At 66.5% G+C, this 15839-nt stretch carries 13 protein-coding genes; 7 read left to right on the top strand and 6 right to left on the bottom strand.

Annotation, left to right across the window (positions count from 1 at the left end; all coding sequences use genetic code 11):
- Positions 1-46: 46 nt before the first annotated feature.
- Entirely contained in the window at positions 47-1693 is a 1647-nt protein-coding gene (locus QN347_RS03050; protein ID WP_322162775.1) for an alkaline phosphatase family protein, read from the bottom strand.
- 75 nt (positions 1694-1768) lie between these two features.
- On the opposite strand from QN347_RS03050, the gene QN347_RS03045 reads away from it, so the two are divergent.
- The 5 genes from QN347_RS03045 (at position 1769) to QN347_RS03025 (ending at position 8031) form a co-directional block, all read left to right on the top strand.
- Complete coding sequence (locus QN347_RS03045; RefSeq protein WP_322162776.1) at positions 1769-3811, top strand: protein-disulfide reductase DsbD family protein; 2043 nt, start codon at positions 1769-1771, stop codon at positions 3809-3811.
- A complete protein-coding gene (bla, locus tag QN347_RS03040; RefSeq protein WP_322162777.1) occupies positions 3808-4659 on the top strand; it encodes a subclass B3 metallo-beta-lactamase in 852 nt (283 codons plus the stop codon). Before QN347_RS03045 ends, bla begins: the two co-directional genes overlap by 4 nt.
- A 90-nt stretch (positions 4660-4749) precedes the next feature.
- Positions 4750-6243, top strand: a complete 1494-nt coding sequence (locus tag QN347_RS03035) for a circularly permuted type 2 ATP-grasp protein (protein WP_189675300.1) — start codon at positions 4750-4752, stop codon at positions 6241-6243.
- A 40-nt stretch (positions 6244-6283) separates the two neighbouring features.
- Positions 6284-7219, top strand: coding sequence for an alpha-E domain-containing protein (locus QN347_RS03030; protein WP_133189536.1), 936 nt, complete (start codon positions 6284-6286; stop codon positions 7217-7219).
- Complete coding sequence (locus QN347_RS03025; protein WP_322162780.1) at positions 7219-8031, top strand: transglutaminase family protein; 813 nt, start codon at positions 7219-7221, stop codon at positions 8029-8031. Before QN347_RS03030 ends, QN347_RS03025 begins: the two co-directional genes overlap by 1 nt.
- 13 nt (positions 8032-8044) lie before the next feature.
- Here the strand turns inward: QN347_RS03025 and QN347_RS03020 are convergent, their stop codons facing one another.
- Entirely contained in the window at positions 8045-8848 is an 804-nt protein-coding gene (locus QN347_RS03020) for an arginyltransferase (protein WP_322162782.1), read from the bottom strand.
- Positions 8849-9068: 220 nt separating this feature from the next.
- Positions 9069-10307 (bottom strand): threonine ammonia-lyase, encoded by a 1239-nt coding sequence (locus QN347_RS03015; RefSeq protein WP_322162784.1) that lies wholly within the window; start codon positions 10305-10307, stop codon positions 9069-9071.
- A gap of 54 nt (positions 10308-10361) precedes the next feature.
- Here QN347_RS03015 and QN347_RS03010 point away from each other — a divergent pair, with 54 nt between their 5' ends.
- On the top strand, positions 10362-12023 hold the full coding sequence (locus QN347_RS03010) for an amidohydrolase (protein WP_322162785.1): 1662 nt from the start codon (positions 10362-10364) through the stop codon (positions 12021-12023).
- Positions 12024-12096: 73 nt separating this feature from the next.
- Here the strand turns inward: QN347_RS03010 and ctrA are convergent, their stop codons facing one another.
- From ctrA to QN347_RS02995, 3 genes are all read right to left on the bottom strand, one after another.
- Complete coding sequence (gene ctrA, locus QN347_RS03005; RefSeq protein WP_133189526.1) at positions 12097-12801, bottom strand: response regulator transcription factor CtrA; 705 nt, start codon at positions 12799-12801, stop codon at positions 12097-12099.
- Between the two features lie 107 nt (positions 12802-12908).
- A complete protein-coding gene (locus QN347_RS03000; protein ID WP_322162787.1) occupies positions 12909-13973 on the bottom strand; it encodes an AI-2E family transporter in 1065 nt (354 codons plus the stop codon).
- The gene (locus tag QN347_RS02995) at positions 13970-14875 is read right to left on the bottom strand and encodes a LysR family transcriptional regulator (RefSeq protein ID WP_133189522.1); all 906 of its coding nucleotides are present in this window, start codon (positions 14873-14875) and stop codon (positions 13970-13972) included. The genes QN347_RS03000 and QN347_RS02995 overlap by 4 nt, the downstream gene beginning before the upstream one ends.
- 125 nt (positions 14876-15000) lie before the next feature.
- On the opposite strand from QN347_RS02995, the gene QN347_RS02990 reads away from it, so the two are divergent.
- Positions 15001-15699: a pirin family protein gene (locus QN347_RS02990; RefSeq protein ID WP_322162789.1), complete on the top strand. Its 699-nt coding sequence runs from the start codon at positions 15001-15003 to the stop codon at positions 15697-15699.
- Positions 15700-15839 lie beyond the last annotated feature (140 nt).

The raw sequence follows: 15839 nt of genomic DNA, 5'->3' as shown, positions 1-15839 counted from the left end.
CTAGCCTGCCCTCACCCGACCCGATGTTCCCGGTGGGAGAGGGATTTTAGCGGCAGGGCTGCCCGCCCGCATTCAGATCCAGGCACCGCCCATCGACCTTCGGCGCCGTCAGCGGCAACCGGATCTGGTGCGCGAGCGTCGGCGCGATATCGACCGTCTCGACGCCACCGGTATGTTCGAACGCGCTCATCCCCTTGCGCCAGAACAGGATCGGGACGCGGCGATCGTAATCGTACGGGCTGCCATGCGTCGCCACATAGCCGCCCGCCGCGCTCGGGATCGGCGTGACGCGCGGCTGGAGGAAGACGAGCAAATCGCCCGACCGCCCGGCCCGGAACGACGCACGCGCGCGCTCGAGCATGGTCCACTTCTCGGGCGGTCCCTTGGGGCTCGGCGTCGCGCGGATTTGTGCGGCGGTGAACACCTCGGCGACTTGCGGTGACGCCTTGTAATAGGCAATCGCCGCGGCCTCGACCGCCTTGTGCTGCGCACCCGTCAGATCCTTGGCGATATAGACGTCGCCATTGGGGATGTCGCCGAACAGCACCGGCTTTGCGATGCCGAGCTTGGTCGCGATCTCTTTCCCAGCGACCGCAGGCGCGAGCATCACCTTGGCGCGCTGCGCGGCAGGCAGCCCGGCATCGACCTCGCGTTCGGGAAGGTCGTTGCCGCCATGGTCCGCGGTGAGCACGACTTCATAATCGACCCCGGTCGAATCGAGCATTTGGAAGAACGAGCCGAGCGTCGCATCGAGCTGCTGGAGCTGGATGCACATCTCGGCGCCTTCGGTGCCATAAGTGTGGCCGATATAATCGGTCGCCGATGCGCCGACGTCGATGATGTCGGTGGTGGGCCCTTGCCCGAGCTTCATGTCCTGCACGAGTCCAGCCGCCAGCGCGACGATCGCGCCGTCGAACGCGGGCGAGGCGCGGAACGCCGAAGCGCTCCCCGCGGCGCGCTCGAAATGTCCTGCGCCGACGGTCTTGCCGCCACCGACTTGCACCGCGCGATCGTGCGGCTTGCAGACCTCGGGCACGTCGAGCGCGGCTTGCGGCGCGGCGATGTTCGCGGCGGTCGCGGCATTGGCGCGCGCGACGACGGCGGGGGTGGCGCGGCCGGCATAGCTGACGAATGCCTTGCCGTTCCACCACCAGAGCTCGTCGACGTTGTGGCCGCCCATCATCACCGCAGCGCGATCCTTGCCCGCGACCGAGACGACGCGGATCGCCGGATTGGCGGCCTTCATCCGTTCGCCGAGCGTGGGGACGAGCAGGTGCTTGTCGGACACGGTGTACTGGCCGTCGTGCGTCGTGCCGGGGACGGTTTCGTCCTCGGCGCAATACACCACCTTGTCGGCGCGCGCGACGCTGAGGTCGGTCCAGTTATTGGCGATGATGCCGGTATGTTCGGGGCGCAAACCGGTCAGGATCGTCGAATGGCCGGGGCAGGTCTCGGTCGCGGCGTGGCTCTGATAGCCGCTCGGGAAGACGCCACCCTGCTGCAACCGCGCGAAGCCGCCGGTGAAGGACTTGCGATATTCGTCGAACAGGTCGGCGGAGAATTGATCGACCGAGATGACCACGATCAGCTTCGGTGCGCTCGCGGGCGGGGTGAACGGCGCGGGTTCCTTTGCCGAGAGCGGGGCCGAAAGCAGCGCGAGCGCCATCGCCACGAGGGAAGCCTGTCGTTTCATCGGTGATCTCCGCGCCATATACTTGACCCCGCGCGAGCTATGCCCTTGGTGCGCGTGACCTACAAGGATGTGCGAATGCGCTGGTTTCATTTCGGCTTGATGACGGTTCTGGCGATGCTGACGGCAAGCGCGGCGCAAGCCGATGGCGGCCCGATCGGCGCTCCGGGCGCGCATCACCTCGCAATCACGCTGGTGGCGGAAAGCGCGACGCCGGCGGCGGGGTCGACCGTCACGGTCGCGCTGGCGACGGTGCCCGAGGCTGGCTGGCACGGCTATTGGGAAAATCCCGGCGATGCGGGCTTTCCGGCCAAGCTCGAATGGAAACTGCCCAAGGGGGTGACCGCAAGCGAGCCGGTCTATCCGGTGCCGGGGCGGCTCGTCGTCGCCGACTTGATGAACTATGTGTTCGAGAAGCCCTATGCGCCGCTCGTCACGCTCAAGGTACCAGCTGGCCTCGCCGCCGGGACCGCGCTGCCGGTCGCGCTCCATACCACCTATCTCGTCTGCTCGGCGACGGTATGCGTTCCTGAAGCCGCCGATCTGTCGCTTTCGCTGACCGTTGGCGACGGCGCGATTGCGCCCGACACGCAAGCGCGTTTCGATGCGTGGCGCCGCGCGGTGCCCAAGCCGCTCGATGCGAAGGGCGTCTTTCAAGCGAGCGACGGTCGCATCCGCATCGCGATACCGTATCCGGCGGGTGCAGCTCCGAAGGACGCCTATTTCTACCCGGTCACGACCGGGCTGCTCGATTACAACGCGCCGCAGACCGTGAGCCAGGATGGCGACCGGCTGATCGTCGAAACCAAGGCGGGCGCGACCGGCGGGGCGGGGCCGCTTGTCGGCGTGTTGCAGATCGGCGCGCAGCAGGGACTGCGCGTGACCGCCAATGCCGGCACCGTCGCCGCGACCGCGGCCACATCGACCGGCGCACCTGCCGGCGGCGTGCTGATGGCGACGCTGATCGCCTTTGCCGGCGCGATGCTTGGCGGGTTGATCCTCAACATCATGCCGTGCGTCTTCCCGATCCTCAGCCTCAAGGCGCTGAGCTTAGCCCGCGGTCATCTCGACGAGGGCGCGGCGCGGCGTGAGGCGCTGGCCTATACCGGCGGCGTCGTCGCGGTGTGCGTTGGCCTGGGCGCGGCGATTCTCGCGCTGCGGGCAGGCGGGACCGCGGTCGGCTGGGCGTTCCAGTTGCAGGATCCGCGCGCGATCGTCGTGCTGCTGCTGCTGACGGTGGCGCTGTCGCTCAACCTTGGCGGGTTGTTCGAGATCCCGACGCCGCAATTCGTCAATCGCTCGGGCGGGGCAGGCGGCGCGTTCGCAACCGGTGCGCTCGCGGCGTTCATCGCGACGCCGTGCACCGGGCCGTTCATGGGCGCGGCGCTGGGCGCTGCGCTGGTGCTGCCATGGCCGGCGGCGTTGGCGGTGTTCGCGGGGCTCGGGCTCGGGCTTGCGATCCCGTTCCTCGCGCTCGGTTTCGTGCCAGCGTTGCGCAAGAAGCTGCCCAAGCCCGGTGCGTGGATGGAGACCTTCCGTCACATCCTGTCGGTGCCGATGTGGCTGACCGCGCTCGCGCTCGCTTGGGTGCTCGGGCGGCAGGCGGGCGTCAACGGGCTGATCCTCGGGCTCGGCGCGGCGCTGTTCGCAGGCTTCGCGTTGTGGATCGGCGGTCGCCGCCAGGCACGCGGGCTGGCGTTCGGCTGGGGCGCGCTGATCGCGTTGCTCGCCGTCACGATCGGCGGCGCGGCGCTCGTGTCCCGCGCACCGGCGAAGGCCGCGGTCGCCGAGGCTGGCAACGAGCCCTTCACCGAGGCGCGGCTCGACACGTTGCGCAAGGCGGGGCGACCGGTGTTCGTCTATTTCACCGCCGACTGGTGCCTGACGTGCAAGGTCAACGAGAAGGCCGCGATCGAGACCGATGCGACGCGCAAAAGCTTTGCCGATCACAAGGTCGCGGTGCTGCTCGGTGACTGGACCAATGGCGATGCGACGATGGGCCGCTTCATCGAGGCGCATAACCGCGCGGGGGTGCCGCTATACCTGTATTATGCGCCGGGCGCGGCCGAACCGCGCGTTCTCCCGCAAGTGCTGACGCCGGGGATATTGGCGGCGTTATGATCGCGCGCGCGCTTGCCGGCTTCGCCGCGCTGGTCCTCGGGGCAGGCGCGGCGAGCGCGCAGAACCCACCCGCCTGGTCGCGACCGACAGCGCCATTCCACATTGCCGGGCCGGTCTGGTATGTCGGGACCGAGGGGCTCGGCGTCTATGCGATCGTCACGCGCGCGGGAACGATCCTTGTCAGCGGCCCACTCGCGCAGAGCGCCGGTCTGGTCGAGCGCAACCTCGCGACGATCGGGGTGCAACCGCGTCAGATCAAATGGATCCTCAATTCGCACGCGCATTTCGACCATGCCGCTGCGTTCGCCGAACTGCGCCGCTGGAGTGGCGCCAAGCTCGTCGCCTCGGCCGGCGATGCCTCCGCGCTACGCCGTGGCCGACACGAAGCCGACAATGCGAACGGTCACACCCGCTTTGCGCCGGTTCCGGTCGACCGGATCGTCCGCGATGGCGAACAAATCCGCGTCGGCAGTGTCGCGCTGACCGCGGTGCTGACCCCGGGACATACGCCGGGCTGCACGACCTGGACGATCCCGGTAGTCGAGCGTGGGCGGCGATTGAACGTCGTATTCCCGTGCAGCGTGACCGTGGCGGGCAATCGCCTGATCGGCAATCGCGCCTATCCCGGCATCATCGCCGATTATCGCCACAGCTTTGATCGGCTGGCGACGCTGCCCGCCGACATCGTGCTGCCGATGCACCCCGATCAGGTCGATTTGCTCGGACAGGCCAGGCGCCACGACGCCGGCGCGGTGGACGCCTTCGTCGATCCCGGGACGCTCCCGCATTTGGTGGCGGAAGCGCGGCGCGATTTTGCCAGTGCGCTGGCGCAGGAACGCGCGCGCTAGACAGCAGATTTCTTTTCGGCAGCGCTTGTGCGGCGCAACAATCCATCGCAGCATGGAACCCAAGACGTATTTGGGGGCTTTACCTTTTCGATGGGGACACGACCGGCGTTTGACGAAATCATGGGGCAGGCAGGGTCGACGACCCCGCGGGACGAACTTGCCGCCTTGGGCGCCTGGATCGAGACCACCCCCGACGCCGAGCTCCGTCGGCGCCAGCAATCGGCCGAGGCAACCTTCCGTCAATTGGGCATTACCTTCGCCGTCTATGGCGAGAGCGATGCGAGCGAGCGGATCATCCCGTTCGACATCGTCCCGCGCATCTTCCTCGCCGACGAATGGGAGCGGCTGTCGGTCGGCCTCGTCCAGCGTGTCGAGGCGATCAACGCCTTTCTCCACGACATCTACGGCGAACGCCGGATCCTCGCCGAAGGCGTGCTGCCGCCCGACCTGATCTTCGGCAATCCGCAGTTCCGTCCCGAGATCGCCGGCATCCGCCCGCCGCACGACATCTGGGCGCATATCTGCGGGATCGATCTGGTGCGCACCGGACCCGACGATTTCTTCGTGCTCGAGGACAATGCGCGCACCCCGTCGGGGGTGAGCTACATGCTCGAGAACCGCGAAGCGATGCTGCGGCTATGCCCCGAGCTGTTCCGCGATTTCCACGTCGCGGCGGTCGATTCCTACCCCGATCGCTTGCTCGAGACGATGAAGTCGGTCGCGCCGGTCGGCGTCGCCGCGCCGGTCTGCGTTGTGCTGACGCCGGGGCACTATAATTCGGCCTATTACGAGCACAGCTTCCTCGCCGATTCGATGGGGATCGAGCTGGTCGAGGCGGCCGATCTCGTCGTCGATGATGACGTCGTGTGGATGCGCACGATTGCGGGGCGCGTGAAGGTCGATGTCATCTATCGCCGGATCGACGACGATTATCTCGACCCGCTCGTTTTCCGCCCCGACTCGATGCTCGGCGTGCCGGGGCTGATCGCGGCCTATGCCGCGGGCAACGTCGCGTTGCTCAACGCGCCGGGCAACGGCATCGCCGACGACAAGGCGATCTATTCGTACATGCCCGAGATCGTGAAATTCTATTCGGGCGGTGACGCGAAGCTGCCCAATGTCGAGACATGGCGCTGCCGAGAGCCGCAAGCGCTGAAATATGTGCTCGAAAGATTGCCCGAGCTGGTGGTGAAGCTGGTCGACGGTTCGGGGGGATACGGCATGCTCGTGGGGCCGACCGCGACCAAGGCCGAGATCGAAAGCTTCCGCGCCGCGCTGATCGCCGAGCCGCACCGCTACATCGCGCAGCCCACGCTGGCGCTGTCGACGGTACCGACGCTTGCCGCGGCAGGCCTGGCGCCGCGCCATGTCGATTTCCGGCCGTTCGTGCTGACGGGCTCGAAGGGCGTCCAGGTCGTTCCAGGCGGGCTCACGCGCGTCGCGCTGAAAGAGGGATCGCTGGTGGTCAATTCATCGCAGGGCGGTGGTACCAAGGACAGCTTCGTCCTGATGGACAATGGCGCGGGCGCGCAACCGTCCCACCCGCTCCAGTCGCAGACGCAATCGCAGGAGCAAGTCTCGTGAGCGGCGCGCTGCGGTCCTCGCCATGCCGCGGAGCCTCGCAATGCTGAGCCGGACCGCATCGTCGCTGTACTGGCTCGGCCGCTATGTCGAGCGGACCGACTTCATCGCGCGGCTGGTCGAGGCGACCGTCAGGCTCGACGTCCTTTCACCGCGCCCGGCGGGCGAGGCGGCGTGGGCATCGGCGCTGGCGGTGACCGAAACCGACCAGGCCTTCGCCAAGACCGGCAAGGACATCTCACAAAGCTCGGTCGCGCGCTTCCTCACCGTCGACACCAGCCATCCGGGCTCGATCGTCCGCGCGCTCGACATGGCGCGCAACAATGCGCGCGCGGTGCGCACCGCGCTGACCAAGGAAGCCTGGACCGCGATCAACGGCGCCTGGCTGATTTTCGACAATCGCTCGAGCCCCGGCGGCGCGATGGCGACGCTCAACCTGGTCGAGGCGGTAAAGGCCGAGACGCGCGGGTTCGAGGGCGCGGTGCACCGCATGCTGCGCAACCAGACGACGTGGTTCATCCGCTTGGGCCAAGCGATCGAACGTGCCGACAACACCGCACGGCTGCTCGACGTCAAATATCATATCCTGCTGCCCAAGGGCGAATCGGTCGGCGGTGTGGTCGACCGCGACCAATGGACGACGATCCTGCAGACGGTGTCCGCAGTCACCGCGTATCGCTGGCTCTATTCGGAAGGGTTGAAGCCGGCGAACGTCATCGACTTGCTGATCGCACGCTCCGAACTGCCGCGCAGCCTCGCCGCCTCGGTCGAGGAAGCAGTCGAGATCCTCAATTTGCTCGCCAAGCGTACCGGCCTGCACGGCGAGGCCGACCGGATGGCGCGCACCCGCCAGCAACGCTTGGCTCGCACCAAATCGGGCGAAGTGATCGCGCGCGGGCTGCACCAATATCTGCAGGGCTTCATCGCCGAGAACGACAATCTCCACATGGCCGTCGGCCGCCAGTTCAAGTTCAGCTGATGCGGCTCGCGATCGATCACCGCACGACGTATCGCTTCACCAACCCGCAGGCGCGGCTGACCCAACTGCTTCGGTTGATCCCGGAAGATACGCACGACCAGTCGGTCGCAGGGTGGAACCTCCACGTCGATTGCGATGCACGGCTGCGCTATGGGCGCGACGGTTTCGGCAACCGCACGACGATGCTGTATGTCGAGGGACCGCTCGACAGCATCGAGATCCATGTCTCGGGCGAGGTGCTGACCAACCGCTCGCACGGGATCGTGCATGGCGGGCACGAGCCGTTGCCGCCCGAACTGTTCCTGCGCGAGACGGCGCTGACCAAGCCCAATGCCGAGATCATCGGCTTTTCAAGCGCGATCAGCGAGACCGATCCGGTCGCGCGGCTGCATGCGCTCAATCTGGCGGTGCACAGGCGCTTCGCGCTGTGTCGCGGGCGTCCGGTCGCAGGCCGCACCGCAATCGAGGCGTTCGCCGAAGGGAAGGTCAGCGCGCGCGATCTGGCGCAGGTGTTCGTCACCGCGGCGCGGACGCTCGGCGTGCCGGCACGTTACGTCTCTGGCTACAGCCCGTCGTGTATCGAGGTCGGGGATGGTCGCCCTGCGCCGCACGGCTGGGCCGAGGCGCATGTGGCAGGGCTCGGGTGGGTAGCGTTCGATCCGTGCACGGGCCTCTGCGCCGACGAAGCCTATGCGCGCGTGGCCGTCGCGCTCGATTCGGCAGGGGCCGCACCCGTCGCCGGATCGCGGCTCGGCGAGGGCGACGAGGTGCTCGACGTTGACCTCCATGTGGATCGCGCGGCGGGGCAATAACCCCGCGATCGGATCAGCGCGTCGTTACCACCTGCTCGGCCATGATCGCGTATTTTTCGGCGGGCGGCGAATAGACCGCATCCTCGTCGACCAGCAGCCCCCAGCCTTGCGGGCCGAGCACTTCGATCGGACGATAGCGGATCTTGTACGCCATCCGCGGCGAGCCCTTCACCCAATAGCCGAGATAGACATAGGGCAGCCCGACGGCACGCGCGCGCAGGATGTGATCCATGATGATCATGTTGCCGAGCCCCGGGCGATCGGTGCTGTCGGAGTCGAAGAAGCTGTAGATCATCGACAGCCCGTCAGAATGCTGATCGGTGAGGCATGCACCGATCAGCTTTCCGCGCTCGCCGTGGAGCGACGGCTCGCGATATTCGACGATGAAGCTGTTGACGGGCGAATGCTCGACCATGTCGGCATAATCGCCTTCGTCCATCTCGGCCATGCCGCCGCCGGGATGCCGCGAGGCGAGATAGCGGCGCAGCAGCTGGAATTGTTCGTCTGTCGCCCACGGCCGGCACGCCGAGACTTCGAGGTCAGCATTCTTCCGCAACTGCTTGCGCTGCGTCGCATTCGCCTCGAAGTCCGAAACGACGACGCGGACTGAGACGCACGCGGTGCAGCCCGAACAGCTCGGGCGATACGCGACCGACTGGCTGCGGCGAAAGCCGATCCGGCCAAGCGCATCGTTAAGATCGCTCGCTTGCTCGCCGCGCAACTCGGTAAACACCTTCCGCTCCTGGCGACCGGGCAGATACGGGCAGGGCGACGGGCTGGTGACGAAAAATCGTGGAAAGCGGAATGGCGCTGTCACCGCGGAAGGTCCCTTGAATGAGCGTGTCCTGCCGCCCCGGCGGCCAGTTCGCACCGCCGTTATGAATCTTCCCGAACGTGATGAAAAGCGGCTTTACCAATATTGGTGGTTAATGCCGCATTTGCTGAATCGATTCAGCGCGCTGGCAATAAAATGCACCGATCCGGGCCCCTGCGATAGAGTCGCGGGACTCGGTTGGCCGCACGCCAGATTCGTTTCGTCACGCGAGTTCGACGGTACTCACTTCATAGCCCCCGGCGCGCAAAGCGGCGATGAGCCGGTCGAGATGCGCGCGGTCGCGCGTCTCGCATTCGACATCGGTGATCAGGCCCTTGGCGGGGAGCGTCGTGAAGACCCGCTGATGATAGATCTCGATGATGTTGACGCGTTCGGCATCGAAGATCCGCGCGACGTTGAACAACGCGCCGGGCTGATCCTGCAGCCGGATCCGCAACCGCGCGAGCCGGCCCGAGCGCGCGAGATCGCGCAGCAGGACGTTGGCGAGCAGCCGCGTGTCGATATTGCCGCCGCACAGCACGACGCCGACGGTCTTGCCGGCGAAGCGCTCGGGATGCTGGAGCAGCGCGGCGAGGCCGGCTGCGCCCGCACCTTCGACCACGGTCTTCTCGATCTGCAGCAACAGGCTGACGGCGCGTTCGAGGTTGCGCTCGCTGACCAGCACGATGTCGTCGACCAGCGCCTTGACCATCCCCGAAGTGATCCCGCCGGGCTCCTTCACCGCGATACCCTCGGCGAGCGTATCGCCCGCGCACGGCATTGCGGTGCCGTTGATGCGGTTGAACATCGACGGGAACAACTCGGCCTCGACGCCGACGACTTCGATCGGATGGTCGGCCGCCGCAGCGACCACCGCCATGCCCGAGATCAGGCCGCCGCCACCGATCGGGGTGAGGAAGGTGTCGATGCTCGGCACGTCCTGCAGCATCTCGATCGCGCACGTGCCCTGGCCGGCAATCACGCGGACGTCGTCGAACGGATGGACGAAGGTCAGCCCGCGCTCGCCTTCGAGCTCGCGGGCGTGCGCATAGGCCGCGTCGAACGTGTCGCCGAACAGCACGACGGTCGCGCCGTGGCCCTCGGTCTGCGTCACCTTCACGGTCGGCGTGTTGGTCGGCATCACGATCGTCGCCGGGATGCCGAGGCGATTGGCGTGATAGGCGAGGCCCTGCGCATGGTTTCCGGCCGACGCCGCGATCACGCCGCTCGTGCCCGCGGGCAGCTGCAGCAGCGTGTTGAGCGCGCCGCGCTCCTTGTACGCCGCGGTGAATTGCAGGTTCTCGAACTTGAGATAGACCGTCGCCCCGGTCAGCTCGGACAGCGTCTTGCTGATGAACGTCGGCGTCCGCACGATCTGATCGGCGATCCGCGCGTGCGCCGCCTGGACATCGGCGAGGGTGACGGGGAGGGTTTCGGGCGCGGGGCGGGGATGAGTAACCATGTCGCCGCCTAGACCATCTGGCGCGACGAAGGAACATTGCTTATCGCATTGCGCATGCAGACCAAGTCCTTCGCCCGTCGCGCCGCATTCGTCCTTGCGGCGCTCTCGCTCCCGAATGCTGCCTTTGCCGATGGGTTGATCGATAATGTCACCGGGATCACGCTCGACAAGGACGGCAGGGTCCTGCGCTTCACCGGCCTGCTGATCTCGCCCGAGGGCAAGGTCGTCAAGCTGCTCGTCGACAGCGAGAAGCGCCCGGTCAAATTGGATTGGCGCGCCGACGAACATGGCAAGGTGCTGCTCCCCGGTTTCATCGACGCGCATGGGCATGTCATGGAATTGGGCTTCCGCGCGCTCGAGCTCGATCTGTCGGGCACCAAGTCGCTCGACGAGGCCAAGGCGCGGATCGCAGCTTACGCCGCCGCCAACCCCGAGAAGAAGTGGATCATCGGCGGCGGCTGGAACCAGGAGGTGTGGGCGCTCGGCCGCTTCCCGACTGCCGCCGATCTCGACGCGGTGGTCAGCGATCGCCCGGTCTGGCTCGCGCGTGCCGACGGGCATGCGAGCTGGGGCAACAGCGCCGCGCTCAAGGCAGCAGGCGTCACGGCCAAGTCGGTCGCGCCCGCGGGCGGGCGGATCGAGAAGACCGGCCCGCTACCGAGCGGCGTGTTCGTCGATGCGGCGCAATCGCTGGTCGAGAAGGTCGTGCCGCAGCCGCAGCCCAAGGAGCGCGACGTCGCCTTCCTCAAGGCGCAGGAGATCCTGATGTCCTACGGCATCACCGCGACCGCCGACATGGGCACGAGCATGGACGACTGGCTGGCGTATCGCCGCACCGGCGACGCGGGCAATCTGCGCGTGCGGATCATGAGCTATGGCATGGGGGTCGATACCGCGGTGCGGATCGGCGGCGCCGGGCCGACGCAGTGGCTCTATGGCGACCGGCTGCGGATGGGCGGGGTCAAGCTCTATGCCGATGGCGCGCTCGGGTCGCGCGGCGCTTGGCTCAAGAAGCCGTATAGCGATGCGCCGGGGCAAACGGGGGCGGGGTTCATGTCCGACGACGTGATCCGCAATTACATGAGCCGCGCCGCGCTCGACCATTACCAAGTCGCGGTCCATGCGATCGGCGACCGCGCCAATGCCGAGGTCCTCTCGGCGATCGAGGACATGGCCGATACGTACAAGGGCGATCGCCGCTGGCGGATCGAACATGCACAGATCGTCGATCCGGTCGATCTGCCGCGCTTCGGCAAGAACGGCATCATCGCCTCGATGCAGCCGACGCACCAGACGAGCGATCGCGCAATGGCCGAGGCGCGGCTCGGGCCCGATCGGCTCGCCGGTGCCTATGCGTGGAACTCGATGCTGAAGAACGGTGCGACGCTCGCCTTCGGGTCGGACTATCCGGTCGAGAAGCCCGATCCGTTCGCCGGCTGGGCGGCGGCGTTCACGCGGCAGGATGCCGATGGGCAGCCGTTCGGCGGTTGGCGCCCCGAAGAGCGCATCACGCGCGAGCAGGCGTGGTGGGCGTTCACTGGGGGCGCGGCCTATGCCGGCTTTGCCGAGGACAAGTTCGGACGCCTCGGCGTCGGGCAGCGCGCCGACTTCATCATCGTCGACCGCGACCCGCTGCTCGCTTCGCCGACCGAATTGCGCGCGACCAAGGTCGAGCAGACCTGGATCGGCGGCGCCAAGGCATGGAGCCGCAAGTAAAGAAAAGGCCGCGACGTCCCCCGATGTCGCGGCCTGTCTCCCGCCGCAGCGGGAGCGGTAAACTGTTGGGCGATCAGGCGACGGCCGCGGGTGCCATCATCTCGTCGGCCTCGCGCAGCACATAGCCGCGGCCCCAGACGGTCTCGATGTAATTCTCGCCTTCGCAAGCGAGCGACAGCTTCTTGCGCAGCTTGCAGATGAAGACGTCGATGATCTTGAGCTCGGGCTCGTCCATCCCGCCATAGAGGTGGTTGAGGAACATTTCCTTGGTCAGCGTGGTGCCCTTGCGCAGGCTCAGCAGCTCGAGCATCGCATACTCCTTGCCGGTCAGATGAACTCGGCTGCCATCGACTTCGACCGTCTTGGCGTCGAGATTGACCGCAAGCTTGCCGGTGCGGATGACCGACTGGCTATGGCCCTTCGAGCGGCGCACGACGGCGTGGATGCGCGCGGTGAGTTCTTCGCGGTGGAACGGCTTGGTGACGTAATCGTCGGCGCCGAAGCCGAAGCTGCGGACCTTGCTGTCCATCTCGTTGATGCCCGACAGGATCAGCACCGGCGTCTGGACGCGCGCGACGCGGAGCTTTTTCAGCACGTCGTAGCCGTGCATGTCGGGCAAATTGAGGTCGAGCAGGATGATGTCGTAATCGTAGAGCTTGCCGAGATCCAAGCCTTCCTCGCCGAGGTCGGTCTTGTAGACGTTGAAGCCTTCGGCCGTCAGCATGAGCTCGATCGCCTTCGCGGTCGTCGGCTCGTCCTCGATCAACAATACGCGCATCTGGCGGTCCCCATTGCTTACCAGACGATCGGAGCTCCCTGCGGCCCGATATGCCTGACACAAACCATTAACCTGATCAGTGATGAAGGCAAAAGGTTAATTTCGCATTAATCGGCCTGAATCCGCGATTCGCGGGGTGATTCGGCATCGTCTGTGAGGTCCTCGCCGAGCACCTCGCACAGATACAGGCTGCGCACGAGCGAAAATCCGACCACCAGCAATCCTGCCGAAAAGAAGAGCCCGAACAGCCCGAAGACGAAGCCGATCGCAATGATCGCGAACACCGTGATCGCGGGCGGGATGTCGATCACGCGGCTCTGGACATAGGGCGTGACGAAGTTGGTCTGGATCACGCGGACGATCGCATAGGTGATCAGCGTGCCCATCAACGGGGCCGTTCCCGCGGTCGCGGCAAGCCCGAGTGCGGGAAGCATTGCAGCGGTAGGCCCGACATAGGGAATGAATTCGCTAAGGCCCGCGAGCAGCCCGAGCGCCCACGCCGAGGGCACGCCAGCGATCCACAGCCCCGTGCCGACGAGCAGCCCCATCGAGGTCATCCCGATCAGCTCGGCGCGCAACCACAGCCGCAGCGTCGTGCCGACATCGACCAGCGCATCGGCAAACGCCGGGCGCACCGATGGCGGCACGAGCAGCAACGCGCCGCGCTGATAGACGTCGGGGTCGGCGGAGAAGAACAGGGCGCCGACGAGGAGGAGGATGCAGTTGAGCAGCAACTGGCCGCTGCCGCTCAGCAGGCCCCCGATGTCGCTGGCGACGCGCGATCCGGCGAATGCCGCCTTGACCGCTTCGACGATCTTCGCACCGACCGGCGATTGCGACATCCAGTGCGAAAGCTGGTCGAGCAGATGCGGCAATTGCGAGACGAGCTGGTTGATCTGCTGCGCGAATTCGACGCCGAACAGCCACCCGAGAAACCCGATCACCGCGAGCACCGTGGTCACCGCGAGCGGCATCGTCGCGCGTTGCGGGACGACCCTGCCAAAGAGCTCGGCAATCGCGCGGATTGCGACCGCGCCGAGCATCGAGCCGAACGCGAGGATCAGCAGATTGCCCGCACGCCACACCGCCGCAGTGAGCGCGACGATCAGAATGACGATCAGGACACGGCGGATGAACCGGGCGTCGTCGGCATCGGGGGCAAGGCGCTTCACCCTTCGCGAACGCAAGGGTTGCGAACTTTCTCCGTCAAAAAGTCCATCAGCGCCTCGACGCGCGCGGGCCGGAGCGCACTTGGCGGGGTCACCAGATGCAGCGCGATCGGCGGTCCATGCCAGTCGGCGAGCACGACCTCGAGCTTCCCCGAGGCAAGGTCGGGGCCGACAATGAAGTCCGGCAGCAAGCCGATGCCGAGTCCAGCGCGGAGCGCCGGGAGCAGCGCGTCGCCGCTGTTCGCCGATAGCGGGCCTCTTGGCCGCACGGCAGCTTCTGCACCACCAGGGCCGAAGAAGCGCCACGGTCCGGTGACGTTGGTATAGCCGAAACAGGCATGTTCGCCGAGTTGCGCGGGATGGGTCGGTCGGCCCTCTCGCGCGAAATACTCAGGCGAGCCGACGATATGGATGGCGATCGGCCCAAGCCGACGCGCGCGCAGCGAACTGTCGGGCAGGTCGGCGATGCGCAGCGCGATATCGAACCCCTCGGCAACGATATCGACCTTGGCGTCGGACAGGATCAGCTCGATCTCGATGCCGGGATGGAGCAGCAGGAACTCGGCGACGAGCGGCGCGACGATCGCGAGGCCGAGCGTCATCGGTGCGCTCAATCGTACCAGCCCGGTGGGGGTCGTCGCGGCATCGTGCGCGGCTTCCTCGGCGGCGATCGCCTCGGCGAGAATCCGGGCGGCATGTTCCGCCAGGCCCTTGCCGGTCTCGGTCAAGGTCAGCCGGCGCGACGTGCGGTGGAACAGCGATTGCCCGAGATGCGCCTCGAGCCGCGTCACCGCTTTCGACACCGTCGCCTTCGAAACGCCGATCGAATCGGCGGCTCCACTGAAGGAGCGGTGTTCGACCACACTGGCGAAGATCGCCCAGGCTTCGAGATCGGGAAGACGCATTTGGTACCAGGCTCCGGGCGACGCGTTTCCTTACATGTCGAAACGATCGGTTTCCAGTGTTTCCATTTACCGCGCAATCCAAACGCCTATCTTGGTGCCAACGCAATTCCTTCGGGAGATCCGCAATGATCGAGAGACGTTCGTTCGAGAGCCTCGGCCATGCCGAGCATGGCTGGCTCAACGCCCGCCACCATTTTTCCTTCGCCAATTATTACGAGCCCGCCCGCATGGGCTGGGGCGCGATCCGCGTGTGGAACGACGACGAGATCGCCGCCAACAGCGGCTTCCCGCCGCATCCGCACCGCGACATGGAAATCGTCACCTATGTCCGCAAGGGCGCGATCACGCACAAGGATTCGATGGGCAACGAAGGCCGCACCGGGGCGGGCGACGTCCAGGTGATGAGCGCCGGAACCGGCGTGCGCCATGCCGAATATAACCTAGAGCCCGAGCAGACGACGATCTTCCAGATCTGGATCGAGCCGAGCCGCAAGGGCGGATCGCCGAGCTGGGGCGCAAAGCCTTTCCCGAAGGACGATCGTTCGGGGCAGTTCGTGACGCTGGCGAGCGGCTTTGCCGAGGACACCGATGCGCTGCCGATCCGTGCCGACGCGCGCGTGCTCGCAGCGCTGGTGCGGGCTGGCGAGACGATCACGCACGAAGTCGGCCCCGGGCGTCACGCGTATCTGGTTCCTGCGACGGGATCGGTCGAGATCGACGGCCAGACGTTCAAGGCGCGCGATGGCGCGGCGATGGATGGCGGCCAGACCGTCGCGATCACCGCGCTCGAAGATTCCGAACTGGTGCTCGTCGACAGCGAGTAATCGCGTATCCCCCTCCCGCTTGCGGGAGGGGTTAGGGGAGGGGCGTGCCTCGGGCGCTACCCTCTCCGTGTCCTGTCTCTTATACACATCGCGTCGGCGTGAAAAAAAAAGGGGGGGGGGGGGGGGGGGGGGGGGGGGGG

Origin of the sequence: Sphingomonas sp. 10B4 (assembly GCF_035019905.1) — a bacterium.
In the GTDB taxonomy this organism is placed as follows: Bacteria; Pseudomonadota; Alphaproteobacteria; order Sphingomonadales; family Sphingomonadaceae; genus Sphingomonas; species Sphingomonas glacialis.
This window is presented reverse-complemented; position numbering and strand designations above follow the sequence as displayed.